At 70.4% G+C, this 15,203-nt stretch carries 18 protein-coding genes, 1 tRNA gene and 1 pseudogene; 8 read left to right on the top strand and 12 right to left on the bottom strand.

From position 1 onward, the window contains the following. The 3 genes from VB737_RS10640 to VB737_RS10630 form a co-directional block, all read right to left on the bottom strand. Positions 1-1,676: ABC-F family ATP-binding cassette domain-containing protein (locus VB737_RS10640; RefSeq protein ID WP_500312839.1), on the bottom strand; the 1,676-nt coding region annotated here is incomplete at its 3' end. Next, positions 1,673-2,347, bottom strand: a complete 675-nt coding sequence (locus VB737_RS10635) for a DUF2301 domain-containing membrane protein (protein ID WP_500312837.1) — start codon at positions 2,345-2,347, stop codon at positions 1,673-1,675. The genes VB737_RS10635 and VB737_RS10640, both read right to left, overlap by 4 nt. Continuing rightward, positions 2,344-3,339, bottom strand: coding sequence for a glutathione S-transferase C-terminal domain-containing protein (locus tag VB737_RS10630; protein WP_500312835.1), 996 nt, complete (start codon positions 3,337-3,339; stop codon positions 2,344-2,346). Before VB737_RS10630 ends, VB737_RS10635 begins: the two co-directional genes overlap by 4 nt. 62 nt (positions 3,340-3,401) lie before the next feature. On the opposite strand from VB737_RS10630, the gene VB737_RS10625 reads away from it, so the two are divergent. Then, positions 3,402-4,343, top strand: a complete 942-nt coding sequence (locus VB737_RS10625) for an aspartoacylase (protein WP_500312833.1) — start codon at positions 3,402-3,404, stop codon at positions 4,341-4,343. Here the strand turns inward: VB737_RS10625 and VB737_RS10620 are convergent. Both VB737_RS10620 and VB737_RS10615 read right to left on the bottom strand, forming a co-directional pair. Beyond that, positions 4,328-4,753, bottom strand: a complete 426-nt coding sequence (locus tag VB737_RS10620; protein ID WP_500312831.1) for a hypothetical protein — start codon at positions 4,751-4,753, stop codon at positions 4,328-4,330. The genes VB737_RS10625 and VB737_RS10620 overlap by 16 nt on opposite strands. Before the next feature lie 2 nt (positions 4,754-4,755). After that, positions 4,756-5,142 carry a hypothetical protein gene (locus VB737_RS10615; RefSeq protein ID WP_500312829.1) on the bottom strand — a complete coding sequence of 129 codons (387 nt, stop codon included), beginning with the start codon at positions 5,140-5,142 and terminating at the stop codon, positions 4,756-4,758. 207 nt (positions 5,143-5,349) lie between these two features. Between VB737_RS10615 and psbA the strand changes: the two genes are divergently transcribed. Together psbA and VB737_RS10605 are read left to right on the top strand one after the other, a co-directional pair. After that, positions 5,350-6,429, top strand: coding sequence for a photosystem II q(b) protein (psbA, locus tag VB737_RS10610; RefSeq protein WP_015109068.1), 1,080 nt, complete (start codon positions 5,350-5,352; stop codon positions 6,427-6,429). A gap of 131 nt (positions 6,430-6,560) precedes the next feature. Continuing rightward, positions 6,561-7,304 carry a pentapeptide repeat-containing protein gene (locus VB737_RS10605; protein ID WP_500312827.1) on the top strand — a complete coding sequence of 248 codons (744 nt, stop codon included), beginning with the start codon at positions 6,561-6,563 and terminating at the stop codon, positions 7,302-7,304. Positions 7,305-7,311: 7 nt separating this feature from the next. On the opposite strand, the gene VB737_RS10600 is transcribed toward VB737_RS10605, so the two are convergent. Then, positions 7,312-7,650 (bottom strand): PilZ domain-containing protein, encoded by a 339-nt coding sequence (locus VB737_RS10600; RefSeq protein WP_500312825.1) that lies wholly within the window; start codon positions 7,648-7,650, stop codon positions 7,312-7,314. 325 nt (positions 7,651-7,975) lie between these two features. On the opposite strand from VB737_RS10600, the gene VB737_RS10595 reads away from it, so the two are divergent. Beyond that, on the top strand, positions 7,976-8,167 hold the full coding sequence (locus VB737_RS10595) for a hypothetical protein (RefSeq protein ID WP_500312823.1): 192 nt from the start codon (positions 7,976-7,978) through the stop codon (positions 8,165-8,167). A gap of 1 nt (position 8,168) precedes the next feature. Here VB737_RS10595 and VB737_RS10590 read toward each other — a convergent pair whose 3' ends face one another. From VB737_RS10590 to VB737_RS10570, 5 genes are all read right to left on the bottom strand, one after another. Further along, positions 8,169-8,702 carry a hypothetical protein gene (locus VB737_RS10590; protein WP_500312821.1) on the bottom strand — a complete coding sequence of 178 codons (534 nt, stop codon included), beginning with the start codon at positions 8,700-8,702 and terminating at the stop codon, positions 8,169-8,171. A 44-nt stretch (positions 8,703-8,746) separates the two neighbouring features. Next, positions 8,747-9,712 carry a histone deacetylase family protein gene (locus VB737_RS10585; protein WP_500312819.1) on the bottom strand — a complete coding sequence of 322 codons (966 nt, stop codon included), beginning with the start codon at positions 9,710-9,712 and terminating at the stop codon, positions 8,747-8,749. Further along, on the bottom strand, positions 9,712-10,353 hold the full coding sequence (locus tag VB737_RS10580) for a DUF3598 family protein (protein ID WP_500312818.1): 642 nt from the start codon (positions 10,351-10,353) through the stop codon (positions 9,712-9,714). The genes VB737_RS10585 and VB737_RS10580 overlap by 1 nt, the downstream gene beginning before the upstream one ends. A gap of 72 nt (positions 10,354-10,425) precedes the next feature. Then, positions 10,426-11,691, bottom strand: coding sequence for an organoarsenical effux MFS transporter ArsJ (arsJ, locus tag VB737_RS10575; protein ID WP_500312816.1), 1,266 nt, complete (start codon positions 11,689-11,691; stop codon positions 10,426-10,428). Then, positions 11,691-12,716: an ArsJ-associated glyceraldehyde-3-phosphate dehydrogenase gene (locus VB737_RS10570; protein WP_500312814.1), complete on the bottom strand. Its 1,026-nt coding sequence runs from the start codon at positions 12,714-12,716 to the stop codon at positions 11,691-11,693. The genes arsJ and VB737_RS10570 overlap by 1 nt, the downstream gene beginning before the upstream one ends. Before the next feature lie 53 nt (positions 12,717-12,769). Here VB737_RS10570 and VB737_RS10565 point away from each other — a divergent pair, with 53 nt between their 5' ends. Genes VB737_RS10565 through VB737_RS10555 form a run of 3 tightly spaced genes read left to right on the top strand, consistent with a single transcriptional unit; the run spans position 12,770 to position 14,627 of the window. Continuing rightward, positions 12,770-13,123, top strand: coding sequence for an ArsR/SmtB family transcription factor (locus VB737_RS10565; RefSeq protein ID WP_500312813.1), 354 nt, complete (start codon positions 12,770-12,772; stop codon positions 13,121-13,123). Between the two features lie 22 nt (positions 13,124-13,145). Then, positions 13,146-14,165 carry an ACR3 family arsenite efflux transporter gene (arsB, locus tag VB737_RS10560; protein WP_500312811.1) on the top strand — a complete coding sequence of 340 codons (1,020 nt, stop codon included), beginning with the start codon at positions 13,146-13,148 and terminating at the stop codon, positions 14,163-14,165. Between the two features lie 57 nt (positions 14,166-14,222). Next, complete coding sequence (locus tag VB737_RS10555) at positions 14,223-14,627, top strand: YccF domain-containing protein (RefSeq protein WP_323305676.1); 405 nt, start codon at positions 14,223-14,225, stop codon at positions 14,625-14,627. A gap of 40 nt (positions 14,628-14,667) precedes the next feature. Here the strand turns inward: VB737_RS10555 and VB737_RS10550 are convergent. After that, positions 14,668-14,741 (bottom strand) — tRNA-Arg (locus VB737_RS10550). An 83-nt stretch (positions 14,742-14,824) separates the two neighbouring features. Here VB737_RS10550 and VB737_RS10545 point away from each other — a divergent pair. Continuing rightward, positions 14,825-15,203: pseudogene (locus VB737_RS10545) on the top strand (hypothetical protein); the annotation flags it as partial.

The raw sequence follows: 15,203 nt of genomic DNA, 5'->3' as shown, positions 1-15,203 counted from the left end.
CGGTTGGCCTCCGGGGCTGGGGCCGTCCCGGAGGCAGACCCGGGGGTGGCGGCTGGGGTGGGGACCGGGGCCTGGGCCCGCCGCTCCAGCCAGCTGCTGTAGTTGCCCTCGAAGCGCTCCAGCAGGCCCGCCTCGAAGTGGAACAGGCGGTCGACGGTGCGGTCCAGGAACCAGCGGTCGTGGGAGACCACCACCACACAGCCCCGGAAATCCTCGAGGAAGTCCTCCAGCACGCTCAGGGTGTGGACGTCGAGGTCGTTGGTGGGCTCGTCCAGCAGCAGCACGTTGGGGGCCTCGATCAGCAGCCGGCAGAGATGCAGCCGCCGGCGCTCGCCCCCGGAGAGCTTGGCCACCGGCTGGTGCTGCTGGGCGGGGGGAAACAGGAACCGCTCCAGCAGCTGGGAGGCCGTCAGCTCCACCCCGTCCACCTGCACCCGGCTGGCGGCCTCCTGCACCACCTCGATCACCTTGCGCTTGCCGTCCCTGGCCAGCAGCACGTCGCTGTGCTGGTCGAAGTAGGCCAGCTTCACCGTGGCCCCCAGCTCCAGCAGGCCTTCGCTGGGGGGCCGGCGGCCGGCGATCACCTCCAGCAGGCTGGATTTCCCGGCCCCGTTGGGTCCGATGATCCCCACCCGGTCCTCGGGGCTGAAGTCGTAGCTGAAGTCCCGCAGCAGGGTGCGATCCCCCACGGCCACCGCCAGGCCCTCGGCGGTGATCGCTCGCTTGCCGATGCGCCGGGCGGTGGCGGCCATCGCCAGGCTGGTCCGCCCCTGGCGGGTGGGGGCCTCCAGCAGGGCATCGATGCGCTGCAGCCGGGCCTTCTGCTTGGTGCTGCGGGCCTTGGGGCCCTGGCGCATCCAGGCCAGCTCCCGCCGCAGGGTTCCCTTGAGCTTGGCGGCGGTGGAGGCCTCGGCCTCCTCTTCGGCCGCCTTCAGGGCCAGGTAGGTGCCGTAGTTGCCCTCATAGGGGCGGGCCTCGCCCCGATCCACCGCCACGATCCTCCTGGTGACGCGATCGAGCAGATAGCGGTCGTGGGTGACGAGCACCAGGGCGCCGGCGAAGCGATCCAGGTAGCTCTGCAGCCACTCCACCCCCTCGGCATCGAGGTGGTTGGTGGGTTCGTCCAGCAGCAGCACCTCCGGTTCGGCCACCAGGGCCGCCGCCAGGGCGACACGGCGCCGGTTGCCGCCGGAGAGCTCGCCGATCGTCCGCTCCTGGTGGGCGGCGTCGATGCCCAGGCGCTCCAGCACCTCGCGGCAGCGGCGCTCCAGATCCCAGGCCTGGCAGCTGTCCATGCGGTGCTGCAGGGCGCTGAGGCGGGCCAGCAACGGGCCCTCCTCCGCCCCGCTCGCCAGCTGGTGGCTCACCCCGGCGTGCTCGCGCAGCAGGGCCATGGCCTCGCCGTCCCCGGCGAACACCTGCTCCAGCACGGTCAGGGCCGGATCCAGCCGGGGCTCCTGGTCGAGCAGCACCACCCGGGTGCGGGCGTGGCAGCGGCGCTCACCCCGATCCAGCGGTTCGAGGCCCGCCAGCACCCGCAGCAGGGTGCTCTTGCCGGCGCCGTTGGGGCCGATCAGGCCCAGCCGGTCCCGCTCCCCCACGTGCAGATCGAGGTCGGCGAACAGGCTGCGCAGGCCGAAGTCCTTGGCGGCCCCCACCAGGCTGATCAGGCTCATGGGGTTTCAACGGACGGGCCCGGCCCCCGGCGCTGCTGCTCCAGGTGGGCGAAGACGCTCTTGTCGCCCACGTCCGCCGCCGCCGGCATCGGGAACTTGCGCAGGCAGAGCACCAGCAGCAGCAGGGCTTCGGCCGCCAGCAGGCTGGCGGTGGTGGCCGGGCTCAGCACGCCGGCCAGGCGGCCGAGCAGGGCCAGGGGCAGCAGCAGGGTGACGCCGACCGCCTCCGGGCGCTGGAAGCAGAAGAACTCCTTGAAGCCGATGCCGGCCAGGGCGGCGAAGAAGGGCCCCACCGCCAGGATCCACAGGGGCTGGTCCACCAGGGCGGGGAGCATCCGCCCCGGCCCGGCCCGCAGGGCCAGCAGGCCGCCGCCCAGGCAGCCCGCCAGCCAGAACAGCTGCAGGGCCCGGTGCAGGGGGCGCAGGTAGATGTGGATCCAGCGCAGGGCCAGGCCCAGTCCGGCCGCCATCACCAGCAGCCAGGGCCAGAGCAGCTCCGGGCCCAGCTGGCGCCACTGGGCCAGCAGGGCCAGCTGGCCCAGGGCGACCGCCGTCAGGGCCAGCCGGTAGCCGAGCACCTCGCGGCGGTCGGTGGCGGTGATCGTGAAGGGGCCGTACACCCCTTCGAAGACGGGGTCGGCGCCGTCCGGGGTGGCCAGGGTGCTGCTCATCGGGTGGGGGCGCCGGGGGCGGCCGGGGGCGGGCTGCCTACCAGTGTGGCCAGGTCCGGTCCCGCCGGGACGATGCCGGAGGGGTGCAGGGGGAACAGGGCCCCGAAGTAGTCGCGGCGCCAGGCGTCCGGGAAGCAGGTGGCGGCGACCCCCTCCAGGGCGTGGAAGCGGCGCCGCCAGTCCCACAGCCCGGGCAGCTTCCAGAGGGGCCGGCGGCTGCAGCCGAACAGGGGCGCGTAGACCAGTTCCATCCGGATCAGGGTGGGGAACAGCACCACGTCCGCCAGGCTCGGGGCGGGGCCGCCACACAGCCAGCCGCCGCCGCTCTCCCCGCCGGCGGCCAGGGCCGCCTCGACCGCCTCCAGGGCGGCGAACAGGGCCGCCTCCGCCTCGTCGTAGGCGGCCTGGTTGCGGGCGAAGCCACAGCGGTACACCCCGTCGTTGACATCCCCCTGCAGGCGCTCCCGCCAGGCGCTGATCGCCGGGAGGTCCTCCGGCGGCGCCAGGTCCGGCGCCCCGGGCGCGGCGGGCCAGGCGTTGAGCAGCTCGATCAGGCGGGCGCTCTCGTTCACCAGGATCGTCCCCGTCCGCCGGGAAAAGAGGGCCGGCACGGTGGCCCGGGCGCGGGGATCGGCGCCGCAGCGGCGGTAGAGCTCCAGCAGGGTGCCGCAGCCCTCGAAGGGCTCGCTGAACCGCCAGCGGCCGGCATCCGGATCGGGAACCACCACCACGGTGTCGATCATCGGGGCCAGGCCCCGCAAGCTCCAGGTGAGCCAGGCCCGGTGGGCCCAGGGGCAGCTGCGGCCCACGATCAGCACGTGGGCGCCAGCTGCGGCGGCGTCCTCCGGCAGCGGCGGCAGGGCGGTGAAGGCCCCGACAGGCCGGCGGTAGCGGCCCTGGCTGTCGGCGGGGCCGAGGCCGCCCATCAGCAGGCGCCACTGGCACTGCCAGAGCTGCCGGGCGGAGCGCACCAGCGGGGCGGGCGGGGCCATGGGTCATCACGGTGTCCTGCCCTGACTCTGCGCCAGGCTGGGGCCCTCTGAGCGAGCAGGCGATGGTGGCGGGCCGGGTGATGGTGGTGGGGGGCACCCACGGCAACGAACGCAACGCGCCCTGGCTGCTGGAGGCCTGGCGACGGCACCCGGCGCAGCTGCGCGGCAGCGGTCTCGCCCTGGAGCTGGTGCTGGGCAACCCCGCCGCCCATGCCGCCGGCGTGCGCTATCTCGATCGCGACCTCAACCGCAGCTTCGTGCCCGACCTCCTGGACGCCCCCGGACCGGGGGACCGGGAACGGGAGCGGGCCCGGGAGCTGCTGGCCCGCCACGGGCCCGATGGAAGCGCCCCCTGCCTGGTGGCCCTCGACCTGCACAGCACCACGGCCGCCATGGGCAGCAGCCTGGTGGTCTACGGCCGGCGGCCGGCCGACCTGGCCCTGGCGGCGGGCGTGCAGCGGCGCCTGGGCCTGCCGATCTACCTGCATGAGCAGGACCGGGCCCAGACCGGCTACCTGGTGGAGCGCTGGCCCTGCGGGCTGGTGGTGGAGGTGGGTCCGGTGCCCCAGGGCGTGATCCAGGAACCGATCTGCCGGCAGAGCCAGCTGGCCCTGGAGGCGGCCCTGGAGGTGCTGGCCCAGGCCCGCTCCGGCGCTCTGCGCCTGCCGGAGCGGCTGGTGGTCCACCGGCACCTGGGCAGCCTCGATCTGCCCCGCCATGGCGACGGCAGCCCGGCGGCGGTGGTGCACCCCCAGCGTCAGAACCGCGACTGGCAACCGATCGCCGCCGGTGATCCCCTGTTCCTGACGGCCGAGGGCGCCACGATTCCGTTCCACCCGCGGGAGGACCTGGACGGGCCCGTCTGGGCCGTGTTCATCAACGAGGCGGCCTACGGCGAGAAGGGCATCGCCCTCAGCCTCACCCGCCGGGAATCGTGGCCGGTGGAGCCGGGCTGGGGCCAGGCCCTGGCCGACCTGGCCCGGGAGCTTCAGGGCCCGGGCTGAGCCTGGCCCTGGCCGGCGGGGGCGGGCTGGGAGCGGGGCGGCCCGTTGTAGACCACGCCCAGGACGTTGCGACCATCCGGGGCGACGAGGATCTCGCTCTCCACGGTCGGCGGCAGGCCCAGCTGGGCCCAGCCGGGCACGCCCCCGAAGAAGCGGAACAGGAAGCCGTCGGCATCGGCGCGCACCAGGCAGCTGCCGCCACTGCGCTCGTACATGCAGGGGGCGGACCGGTAGACCCCGAGGCCGCCGTTGATCAGCTCGGCCCGCATCCGGGCCAGGTTGGCGGCGCGGCCCCGCTGGAAGGCCTGCTCCTGGGTCATCTGGGCCAGGGCCGGGGAAGGCCCCACCAGGGGGGCGGCCAGCAGCAGGGCCAGGCAGCCCAGCAGGGGCCGCAGGGGGGAGGAGGTCATGGTCAGCCGCAGACGAGGGTGGTCTGTTCCTTGGTGCAGGGGAGGTCGGTCTTGCTGCCGTCGGCCCAGTAGATGCGCAGGCGGTCGTCTTCGGTGTCGGTGCGCAGGGTCAGCGACTTGACCACGCCGGCGGGGGGCTTGCCGGCCGGATCGGCGGTGTCGGGACGCAGGTCGGCCTTGTTGAGCCGCTGCTCGAGCTGCTGGATCTTGAGTTCGAGCTGGTCGATGCGGCGGCTTTCGGCATTGGGCAGGCCCTGGCAGCCGGCCACCATCAGGGGGAGCAGCAGCAGGGCCGGCGCCGGTCCGCGCAGGCGCCGAAGCAGCTGGTGGCGCAGGCGGTGGCCGGCACAGCGCGCTGGCTGGGGAGGAGGCGACGAACGCGAGACCATCGGCGGCAGGGCGGGATGACCGGATCACCTCACCTCCTAGCAGCGGCAGGGGGGGCAGGCCAGGCGGGACGCTCATCTTTTCTTCATGAAGACCGCCTCACACCCCGCAATGGTCTGTTACATTGCTGTGAGGCGATCCGTCGCCCTTCCTTACGCCCATGGCCGGCGCACTCGCGCTTCCGCCTGAAAGCACACTTTCCTGCACTCATGACCGCCACTCTCCAGCAGCGCTCCGGCGCTTCGGTGTGGAACCAGTTCTGTGAGTGGGTCACCTCCACCAACAACCGTCTCTACGTCGGTTGGTTCGGTGTGCTGATGATCCCCACCCTGCTGGCCGCCACCATCTGCTTCATCGTCGCCTTCATCGCGGCACCCCCCGTCGACATCGACGGCATCCGTGAGCCCGTCGCCGGCTCGCTGATGTACGGCAACAACATCATCTCCGGCGCCGTTGTCCCCTCCAGCAACGCCATCGGCCTGCACTTCTACCCCATCTGGGAAGCCGCCAGCCTCGACGAGTGGCTGTACAACGGTGGCCCTTACCAGCTGGTGGTCTTCCACTTCCTGATCGGCGTCTTCGCCTACATGGGCCGTGAGTGGGAACTCTCCTACCGCCTCGGCATGCGCCCCTGGATCTGCGTCGCCTACTCCGCCCCCGTGGCGGCCGCCAGCGCCGTGTTCCTGATCTACCCCTTCGGTCAGGGTTCCTTCTCCGACGGCATGCCCCTCGGCATCAGCGGCACCTTCAACTACATGCTGGTGTTCCAGGCTGAGCACAACATCCTGATGCACCCCTTCCACATGCTGGGTGTGGCCGGTGTGTTCGGTGGCTCCCTGTTCTCCGCCATGCACGGCTCCCTGGTGACCTCCTCCCTGGTGCGTGAGACCACCGAGAGCGAGTCCCAGAACTACGGCTATAAGTTCGGCCAAGAGGAAGAGACCTACAACATCGTGGCCGCCCACGGTTACTTCGGTCGCCTGATCTTCCAGTACGCCTCCTTCAACAACAGCCGCAGCCTGCACTTCTTCCTGGCCGCCTGGCCGGTGATCGGCATCTGGTTCACCGCCCTGGGCGTGAGCACGATGGCCTTCAACCTGAACGGCTTCAACTTCAACCAGTCCATCCTTGATGGTCAGGGCCGGGTGATCAACACCTGGGCCGACGTGCTCAACCGTGCCGGCCTCGGCATGGAAGTGATGCACGAGCGCAATGCGCACAACTTCCCCCTCGACCTGGCCGCTGCCAGCGCCACCCCCGTGGCTCTGACCGCCCCGGCGATCGGCTGATCCAGCCCCTCCGGTTGTCCGGATGCTGCCAACCCCCTGCGAGAGCAGGGGGTTTTTTCATGGTGAGAGGCGCCGGCCTGCACGGCCGCCCATCATGGTGACCGATCCACCCACGCCAGGTGCAGACGCCGATGCGCAGGCCCTCTCCCGACTCCACCTGGTACGCACGCCAGAAGCGGCGGCGTGAATCGCCGTTCTTCCGGCTGCTGGACCGCTCCTTCGGTTTCCGGGTCCTGATGGCCGCCGCGCTGTCCTTCGCGTTGCTGGCCGTGGTCAACCGATTCGAGAACTGCCATGCCAAGGCGGGGCAGGCCGACTGCCTGACCAGCAATTTCCTGGAGATCATCAGCGTCAGCACCGTCGAATCGTTCAGCATCGTCACGGCGGCCATCGTCTATCTCCTGGAGGCCGGACAGCGGAAGGAGAAGGAGCACATGGAGATGTTCGAACTCCTGCTGGCCCCGCGTCAGGCCGGGGTCTCCAACACCCTGGGCCGCCTTCGGGCCCTGGAGATGCTCTCCGCCGATGGCCTCTGGCAGGACGGCTTTGATCTGGAGGGCGCCAATCTGGAGGGTCTGAGGATTCCCTTCGGCCGCTGGCGTGGTGCCAACTTCTCCGGCACGGTGCTGCGCAACGCCGATGGCCATGGCGCCGATCTGGCCCAGGCGGATTTCAGCCGCGCCGATCTGACAGGGGCGAATCTCCGGGACGCCGATCTGCGTGGGGCCAATTTCACGGAAACCGACCTCTCCGGTGCGGATCTTCGGGGAGCAACTCTCGATGGTGCTGAGTTCCGTGGTACCCGTTTCAACCGCACGCTCACGGATGGTGCTCTACCGATTCAGGAGCACGGATCAGGCAGCGATCGGGGCTGATTGGGGCTCAGGCGACCAGCCTGGTGAGGGCCTCCAGGGGGAGCGAGGCGTTGAGGAAGGAGAGGCCCACGTAGGTGTTGAAGCCGGTGTTGCGCACCCAGCGGACCTTGGAGCGCAGGGTCACCTTGGAGCCGGCGTCATAATTGCGGGCTTCGAAGATGACCGTGTCGTCCTCCTGGACGTCCAGGCTGCCCTGACGCAGAACGCAGGCTCCGTGTTCGCTGACATCGCGGAGATTGACGAACACCGATTGCTTCGAAGCCAGGGTGAGGCTGACCGAAACGCCGACCGGGACGTGGTGCCGTGTGCTGGCACGCTTCCCTTCGGGATGCAGATCCTGTGACATGACAAGGGCCCGGCACGCCCCTGCCATGAAGCGCGAACAGGGGGAAGGCTGATTCTAGTTGCGGTTGTTGATGGCGCCACCACCCTGGGGCCTTGTCTGGGCGGCCCCCGGGAACGGGGCCGCCGAAGCATCGGCTAGGGTGAATTCATCCGGCAGAAGCCGGCGAACCTGTTGTTCGCCTTCGCCGGAGCCAGCACCGAGCCGCCCCGCGCTTCCTGGGGTCGGTCCACCAGGTCCAACGTCGGTCCACCTGGGCCCTCAACGACTGCCGTGTGTGATTCCCCGCGGGGGAACGGCAGCCTCCCGGTGCGAGATCCATATCCCCTTGTCCAACGTTCCGATGAACACCCTCTCCAGGCGCCCGTCCGCCGCGACCCGCCCCAGCTCCAGCTCCAGCTCCGCCGCCTCCGGCCGCGGCCCCCATGCCTACCCCTGCTGCCCCCTGGCGGCCAGGCCGGTCCGCCACGACCCTTCCCAGCACCCCCTCACCTGGGAGGACCTGCTCGGCCGCCGCTGACTCAATCGTCGTCGTCACGGTTGCGTCGCTTGTCGAGCACGTAGACGCGGCCGTCGGGGGTCACCAGCCGCCTCCCCTTCTCCCAGGAGGCACGCCAGCGATCGCGCTCCTCCTTGGCGCGCCGGGCCTGCCGGGCTGCCTGTCGGGCCTGCCTGGCCTGGGCCGCCCGCACCTGCGGCGCGTAGGTGTTGCGGTACCAGTCGTCCTGGACGAACAGCACCGGCACGCTGCAGGCCTGGTACAGCCCGCAGTAGCGGCGCCAGTCGCGGGCCTGCTGGGGGGGCACCCGCAGGTAGATGGGCGCGATCGCGGGCTGGCTCCAGCGGTCGCCGCTCCGTGACGGCCAGGCGATCACCGGGGCGTAGCCCAGGACCGGCGGTGGGGCCTGGTTGCCGATGGTGATCCGGCCGTAGTAGCCGGACTGGCCCAGGGGCACGGTCAGGGAGGTCTGGGCCTGGACCGGGGCATAGACGATCCCCGCGCCGCAGGCCACCACCAGGGCGGCGTGAAGCAGGCGGGAGAAACGGCTGATCATGGCGGAAGCTCCGTGGCCCCACCAGACAAACGCCCCCGTATGACTCAGCCCTGACCGGGGCCAGGGCCATCTGTGACAGGACATGACCGCTCCGTGCCGGTGGCGTGGATCCGCGAAAGACCGTCGGCGGCCCGCACCACCAGGGTGTGGCGCTCCACCAGGGCCGCCAGGTCGTCGTAGCCCCCGCCGATGACGGTGGCCACCGGCAGGCGGCGCCGCAGGGCGGCATCGATCACCAGCCGGTCGCGCCGGTGCAGGCCGTCGTCGCTCAGCTCCAGCCGGCCGAGGCGGTCGTCCCGGTGGGGATCGACACCGGCGTTGTAGAGCACCAGATCCGGACGCACCTGATCCAGCAGATCCGGCAGGGTCCGCTCCAGGGTCCGCAGGTAGGCGTCATCCCCGACGCCGTCCTCCAGGGCCAGGTCGAGGTCGCCCGTCTGCTTGTGCAGGGGGAAGTTGCTGGCCGCGTGCATCGAGAAGGTGAACACCCGGGGGTCGCCTGCGAAGATCGCCGCCGTACCGTCCCCCTGGTGCACGTCCAGGTCCACCACCAGCACCTGCCGCACCAGGCCCTCGGCCAGCAGCACCCGGGCCGCCACGGCGCAGTCGTTGAAGATGCAGAAGCCGCTGCCATGCAGCGGGAAGGCGTGGTGGGTGCCGCCGGCCAGGTGGCAGGCCAGGCCGTGGCGCAGGGCCAGCCGGGCCGTGAGCACCGTGCCCCCCACCGCCAGCCAGCTGCGTCGCACCAGGGGCTCCGACACCGGCAGGCCGATGCGGCGCACCTCCTGCGCACTCAGCCGTCCCCGGGAGAAGGCCTCGTGGTAGCTGCGGCCGTGCACCATCTCCATCCATCGGCGTGGTGCCGGCAAAGGCTGGTGGATCTGCCCCGGGCGGGCCAGCTCCAGCTGCTCCAGCCGCTCCTTCAGCAGCCGGAACTTCTGCATCGGGAAGCGATGGCCGCTGGGCAGGGGGACCGCGTAGGCCGGGTGATAAACCAGCGGAGGCCCCATCAGTCCCCCGTCAGGAGCTCCAGCAGACCGTAGGGGCTGTAGCGGCGCTCGATCCGGCAGGGGGCGCCACCGGCGGGCTGCCAGCTGAGCGTCACCCACACGGGCCCCGGCTGGCCTGGCGCAGGGGCGAGCACCACCTCGACGTCGTCGTCGAGGTGCCAGCGGCGGCCGCCGGCTTTCCCCCAGGCGATGCTCTCGGATCCGATGCTCTCGATCACAGCGACAAGGGGCGAGTCGGGGGCACCGTCACCAGTGCCGGGCCGCCATTCCCGGGCATCGGTGAAGCTTTCGAGCTTCTCCAGGCCATGGCGCAGCACCACACGCCGACGCCGCTCGCCATGGACGACGCAGAGCTCGGCGATCCAGGGCCACGGGCCCATCCGATCCATGCCCAGGCTCCAGTGGCCGGCGGCGCTGATCTGCATCGCCGCCGGCGGCTCGCTGAAGCGCATCGGCACGGTGCGACCGGTGTTCAGGTAGGTGTGGGCGGCTTCGATCGTGCCGTCCTCGTCGCTCACCCGCAGACGGGTGGGGAAGCGCTCGATCTCGCGGCCATCGGGGCCGAGCCGGTGGAACAGGCCCTCCCAGCAGCCGCCATACGCCTCGAGCAACCTCTGGCGGGGCGGGGCGCTCAATGGCATCGCAGACCGGACAACGGCGTCCAGCATGGCCACGACAGCCCCGCCGGCGCGGGCTGGCTCTGGGGTCAGCGATCAGCCGAGGGCCAGGGGGCTGGCCTGGGCCTGCCGGGGCGGCTGAGGTAGCCGCAGGCTCACCAGGGCCGCCAGTCCCACCATCAGGGCCGAGGCCCACAGGCAGGCCTGGATTCCGCCCACCAGGAACAGGCCGCCCGAGAGCAGGGTGCCCACCAGGCGGCCGGCGGCGTTGGCCATGTAATAGAAGCCCACGTTCAGGCTCACCGCATCGGCATCGGTGTAGGCCAGCACCATGTAGCTGTGGATCGAGGAATTCATGGCGAACACCACCCCGAACACGGCCAGACCGACCACCACCGTGAGGGCGGGATTGCCCACCTCGCGCCAGAGGGTGATCGCCATCAGGGCGGGGATGACCGTGAGCAGGGCGGCCCAGAACTGCACGGCACTGGGCCCCGGCGGCCGGGTCTGGCCCCAGGCCCGGCGCAGGCTTGGCGCCGATCCCTGGACGATGCCGTAACCGATCACCCACAGGCCCATGAAGCCGCCCACCTCCCAGAAGCGCCAGCCCAGGGTGGTCTGCAGAAACACCGGCAGGGCCACCACGAACCACACGTCCCGGGCGCCGAACAGGAAGAAGCGGGCCAGGGAGAGCACATTGATGCCCTCGCTCTTGGAGAACAGCGCCTTGAAGGCCGGCTTGCTCTTCATCCGGCCGATGTCCCGCGGCAACAGCAGCGTGACCAGAAAGGCCAGCGCCAACCAGGCCGCCATCACGATCACAGCTTTGTTGAACCCCACCGCGTAGAGCAGCAGGCCCCCCACGAAGAAACCCAGACCCTTGAGGCCATTCTTGGCCCCGGTGAGGATGGCCACCCAGCGGAACAGCTGCTGCTCCCCCCTGGCCTGATCCTCCGGGGTTTCCGGCACCACCACCCGGATGGCGCTCTTGGCGCTCATCTTCTCCAGGTCCTTGGCGATGCCGCTGATCGCCTGGGCCACCATCACCCACCCCACCGACAACGCATTGGGCCAGGTGTCGGCCACCGGCACCAGCAGCAGCAGGGCGCCGATCTGCAGCAGGGTGCCGATCCAGAGGGTGAGCTTCAGGCCGAAGCGGGCCCCCAGCCAGCCGCCGTAGAGGTTGGTGAGAATCCCGAAGAACTCATAGAAGATGAACAGGAAGGCGATCTCCAGGGTGGTGTAACCCAGCTGCAGGAAGTGGAACACCACGAGCATGCGCAGTGCCCCATCGGTCACCGTGAACGACCAGTTGTTGGCGGTGATGATCGCGTACTGCTGCAGGGGGGAAAGCGTGCGCATCACCGCTCCTCCAGGGCGATCACATGGCAGGCCAGATCCGCCATCCGGCAGCTGTAGCCCCACTCGTTGTCGTACCAGGCGTACACCTTCAGCTGGGTGCCATTGATCACCATCGTCGAGAGGGCATCGACGATCGAACTGCGGCTGTCGTTGATGTAGTCGACCGACACCAGGGGCCGCTCCTCGTAGCCCAGGATGCCCAGCAGGGGGCCCGCCGCCGCCGCCGCGAAGGCGCCGTTCACCTCCGCCACCGTCACCGGGCGCTCCAGCTCGAACACCGCATCGGTCAGCGAGGCATTGAGCAGGGGCACCCGCACGGCGTGGCCGTTGAGCTTGCCCTGCAGCTCGGGGAAGATCAGGCCGATGGCCTTGGCCGATCCGGTGGTGGTGGGGATCAGGCTCTGGCTGCAGGAGCGGGCCCGGCGCAGATCGCTCTTGAAGCCGTCGATCACCACCTGGGTGTTGGTGATGTTGTGCAGGGTGGTGATCGAGCCATGGCGGATGCCGAAGCTCTCGTGCACCACCTGCACCACCGGCGCCAGGCAGTTCGTGGTGCAGGAGGCGGCGGTGAGGATCCGGTGGCGATCCGGCACGTAGGTGCCGTGGTTGATGCCGAAGACGATGTTGGGAATCTCCACGCCGTCCAGCTCGCCCTTCACCGGGCAGGCCACGATCACCCGCTTCACGCCCCCCTGCCGCAGGTAGGGGGCGAGGGCCTCAGGGGTCTTGACCTTGCCGCTGCACTCGAGCACCAGCTCAACCCCCGCCGCCTGCCAGGGCACCAGGGCCGGATCGCTGCCCCGTGACCAGCCCACCCGGTGCCCGTCAACCGTGAAGCCCTCGCCGTCGGCCACGGCGGGCCGGTCCCAGCGGCCGTGCACCGAGTCGAATTCCAGCAGGTGGGCGGCGGCGGCGGCGTCACCGGCACTGTCGTTGACGTGCACCAGCTCAAGGCCCGGCCGCCCCCACAGGGCGCGGAACACCAGGCGACCGATCCGCCCGAACCCGTTGATGCCGATCCTCACAGCGCCTGCCGCGTCAGACCCCTACCCTTGCATCAGCCGAAGTTGATGAATTTATGGCCGGGTTAAGGACCGCCCCCTCTCCGCCCAGCGCCTGCGCCCCGGCCCCCCTGCAGGCCGAGGAGGCGCGCCTGCTGCTCAAGGCCCTGGCCGATCCGATCCGTCTGCAGGTGATCGAGGCCCTCGGGGGCGGCGAGCGCTGTGTCTGCGACCTCACTGCCGACCTGGGCCTGGCCCAGTCGAAGCTCTCGTTCCACCTCAAGGTGCTGAAGGAGACGGGCCTGCTGGCCGATCGCCAGAGCGGCCGCTGGGTTTACTACCGCCTGCAGCCCCAGGCCATCGAGCGCCTGCGGGCCTGGCTCGCCGCCCTGGCCGCCAGTTGCACCGCCCCGGCCGAACCCTGCTCCTGAACCCTCCACCCACCCCTTTTCGATGGGAATCTTCGAGCGCTTTCTGAGCCTGTGGGTCGGCCTGGCGATCGTGGCCGGTGTGGCCCTCGGCGCCCTGGCACCCCAGCTCGCCGCCGCCGTTGGGGCCTTTGAGTTCGCCCGCATCAATCTGCTGATCGCCCTGCTGGTGTGGGGAATGATCTTCCCGATGATGCTGGCGGTGGATTTCGGCGCCATCGCCGGCCTGCGGCGCCAGCCGAAGGGGCTCGTGGTCACGGTGGTCGTGAACTGGCTGATCAAGCCGCTGACGATGACGGCCATCGCCTGGCTGTTCATCCGCGGGCTGTTCGCTGCCTGGATCCCGGCCGACCTGGGCGATCAGTACATCGCCGGCATGATCCTGCTGGGGGTGGCACCCTGCACCGCCATGGTGTTCGTGTGGAGCCGGCTCAGCAACGGTGACCCCAACTACACCCTGGCCCAGGTGGCGATCAACGACCTGATCATGGTGTTCGCCTTCGCGCCGATCGCCGCCCTGCTGCTGGGGGTGAGCGATGTGCTCGTTCCCTGGGACACCCTGGTCACGGCGGTGGGCCTGTTCGTGGTGGTGCCCCTGGCAGCGGGCTGGCTCACCCGGGTGCTGCTGCGCTCCCCCACCCGCATCGAGCGCCTGGAGCAGCGGCTCAAGCCGGTGGCGATCGTCAGCCTGATCGTCACGGTGCTGCTGCTGTTCATGGTGCAGGCCGGGGCGATCCTCGCCAACCCGCTGGCCATCGCCCTGATCGCCATCCCGCTGACCCTGCAGACCTATCTGATCTTCTGGATCACGGCCCAGTGGATGCGCCTCTGGCGCCAGCCCCACGCCATCGCCGCCCCCGGCGCCATGATCGGCGCCTCCAACTTCTTCGAGCTGGCGGTGGCGGTGGCCATCAGCCTGTTCGGCATCGAGTCCGGGGCCGCCCTGGCCACCGTGGTGGGGGTGCTGGTGGAGGTTCCGGTGATGCTGTCGCTGGTGGCGATCGCCAACCGCAACCGCAAACTGTTCCCGGCGGTGGGTGCCTGAACGGCGGGGACGGGCGCGCTCCGTACCGCCATGCTGGGGACAGCACCGGCTCTCCCCATGCTGCGCTTCCTGCTCAACCTGCTCTGGTTCCTGCTGGGGGGCTTCGTGATGGGCCTGGGCTGGTGGCTGGCCGGCCTGGTGGCGGCGATCACGATCGTGGGGATCCCCTGGGCCCGGGCCTGCTTCGTGATCGGCACCTTCTCCTTCTGGCCCTTCGGCTACGAGGCGGTCAGCCGCCGGGAGCTCACGGGCCGGATGGACTTCGGCACCGGTCCGCTGGGGCTGGTCGGCAACGTGATCTGGTTCCTGCTGGCCGGCTGGTGGCTGGCGATCGGCCACCTCAGTTCGGCCCTGGCCTGCTTCGTCTCGATCGTGGGCATCCCCTTCGGCATCCAGCACATCAAGCTGGCCCTGATCGCCCTGGCCCCGATCGGCATGCAGGTGGTGCCGGTGCGGCGCTGAAGCTCCGCGATAGACCCAGATCCCCGCCCGGTTCTGCCAACGCCCCCTGATGGATTCGAACCATCGACCGGCTGCTTAGAAGGCAGCTGCTCTATCCAGCTGAGCTAAGGGAGCCCGGTGGGCATTGTGCCAGCGTTCGGCGGCAAGACCACATCGGTAGCCCCCCCTACAGTGGACGACCTCGTCTGAACCGTTCCATGGCCGCCACCCGGCTCAGCGACAGCCAGAAAACCGAGCTGGTTGGCCGATTCCGGGAGGGCTCCAGCAGCCAGCAGCTGGCGGACAGCTACGGCTGCAGCGCCAACACGGTCATCCGCGTCGTTCGCACGGAACTCGGCGCGGAGGAATACGAGCGCCTCAAGGCGGAGCGCTCCCGCCGGCGCAGCCGGACGGCCCCACGCGATGCCGACCCGGCCGTTGCCCCGGAAGCCCTGCAGACGGCCCTCGCCATCAGCACCCCCGAGCCGGAGCTCCAGCCGGAAGTGCTGGCTGACCCGGAGCCCGCCCAGGAGCCCACCCCCGAGCCGACCACCACGGCACGCAGGACCCGGCCCTTATTCACATCTCCGAGCCCAC

This window comes from Synechococcus sp. BA-120 BA3 (genome assembly GCF_034931285.1).
Taxonomy (GTDB): domain Bacteria; phylum Cyanobacteriota; class Cyanobacteriia; order PCC-6307; family Cyanobiaceae; genus Cyanobium.
Note: the sequence above shows the minus strand (reverse complement) of the source record. Positions and strands in the feature narration are given on the sequence as shown.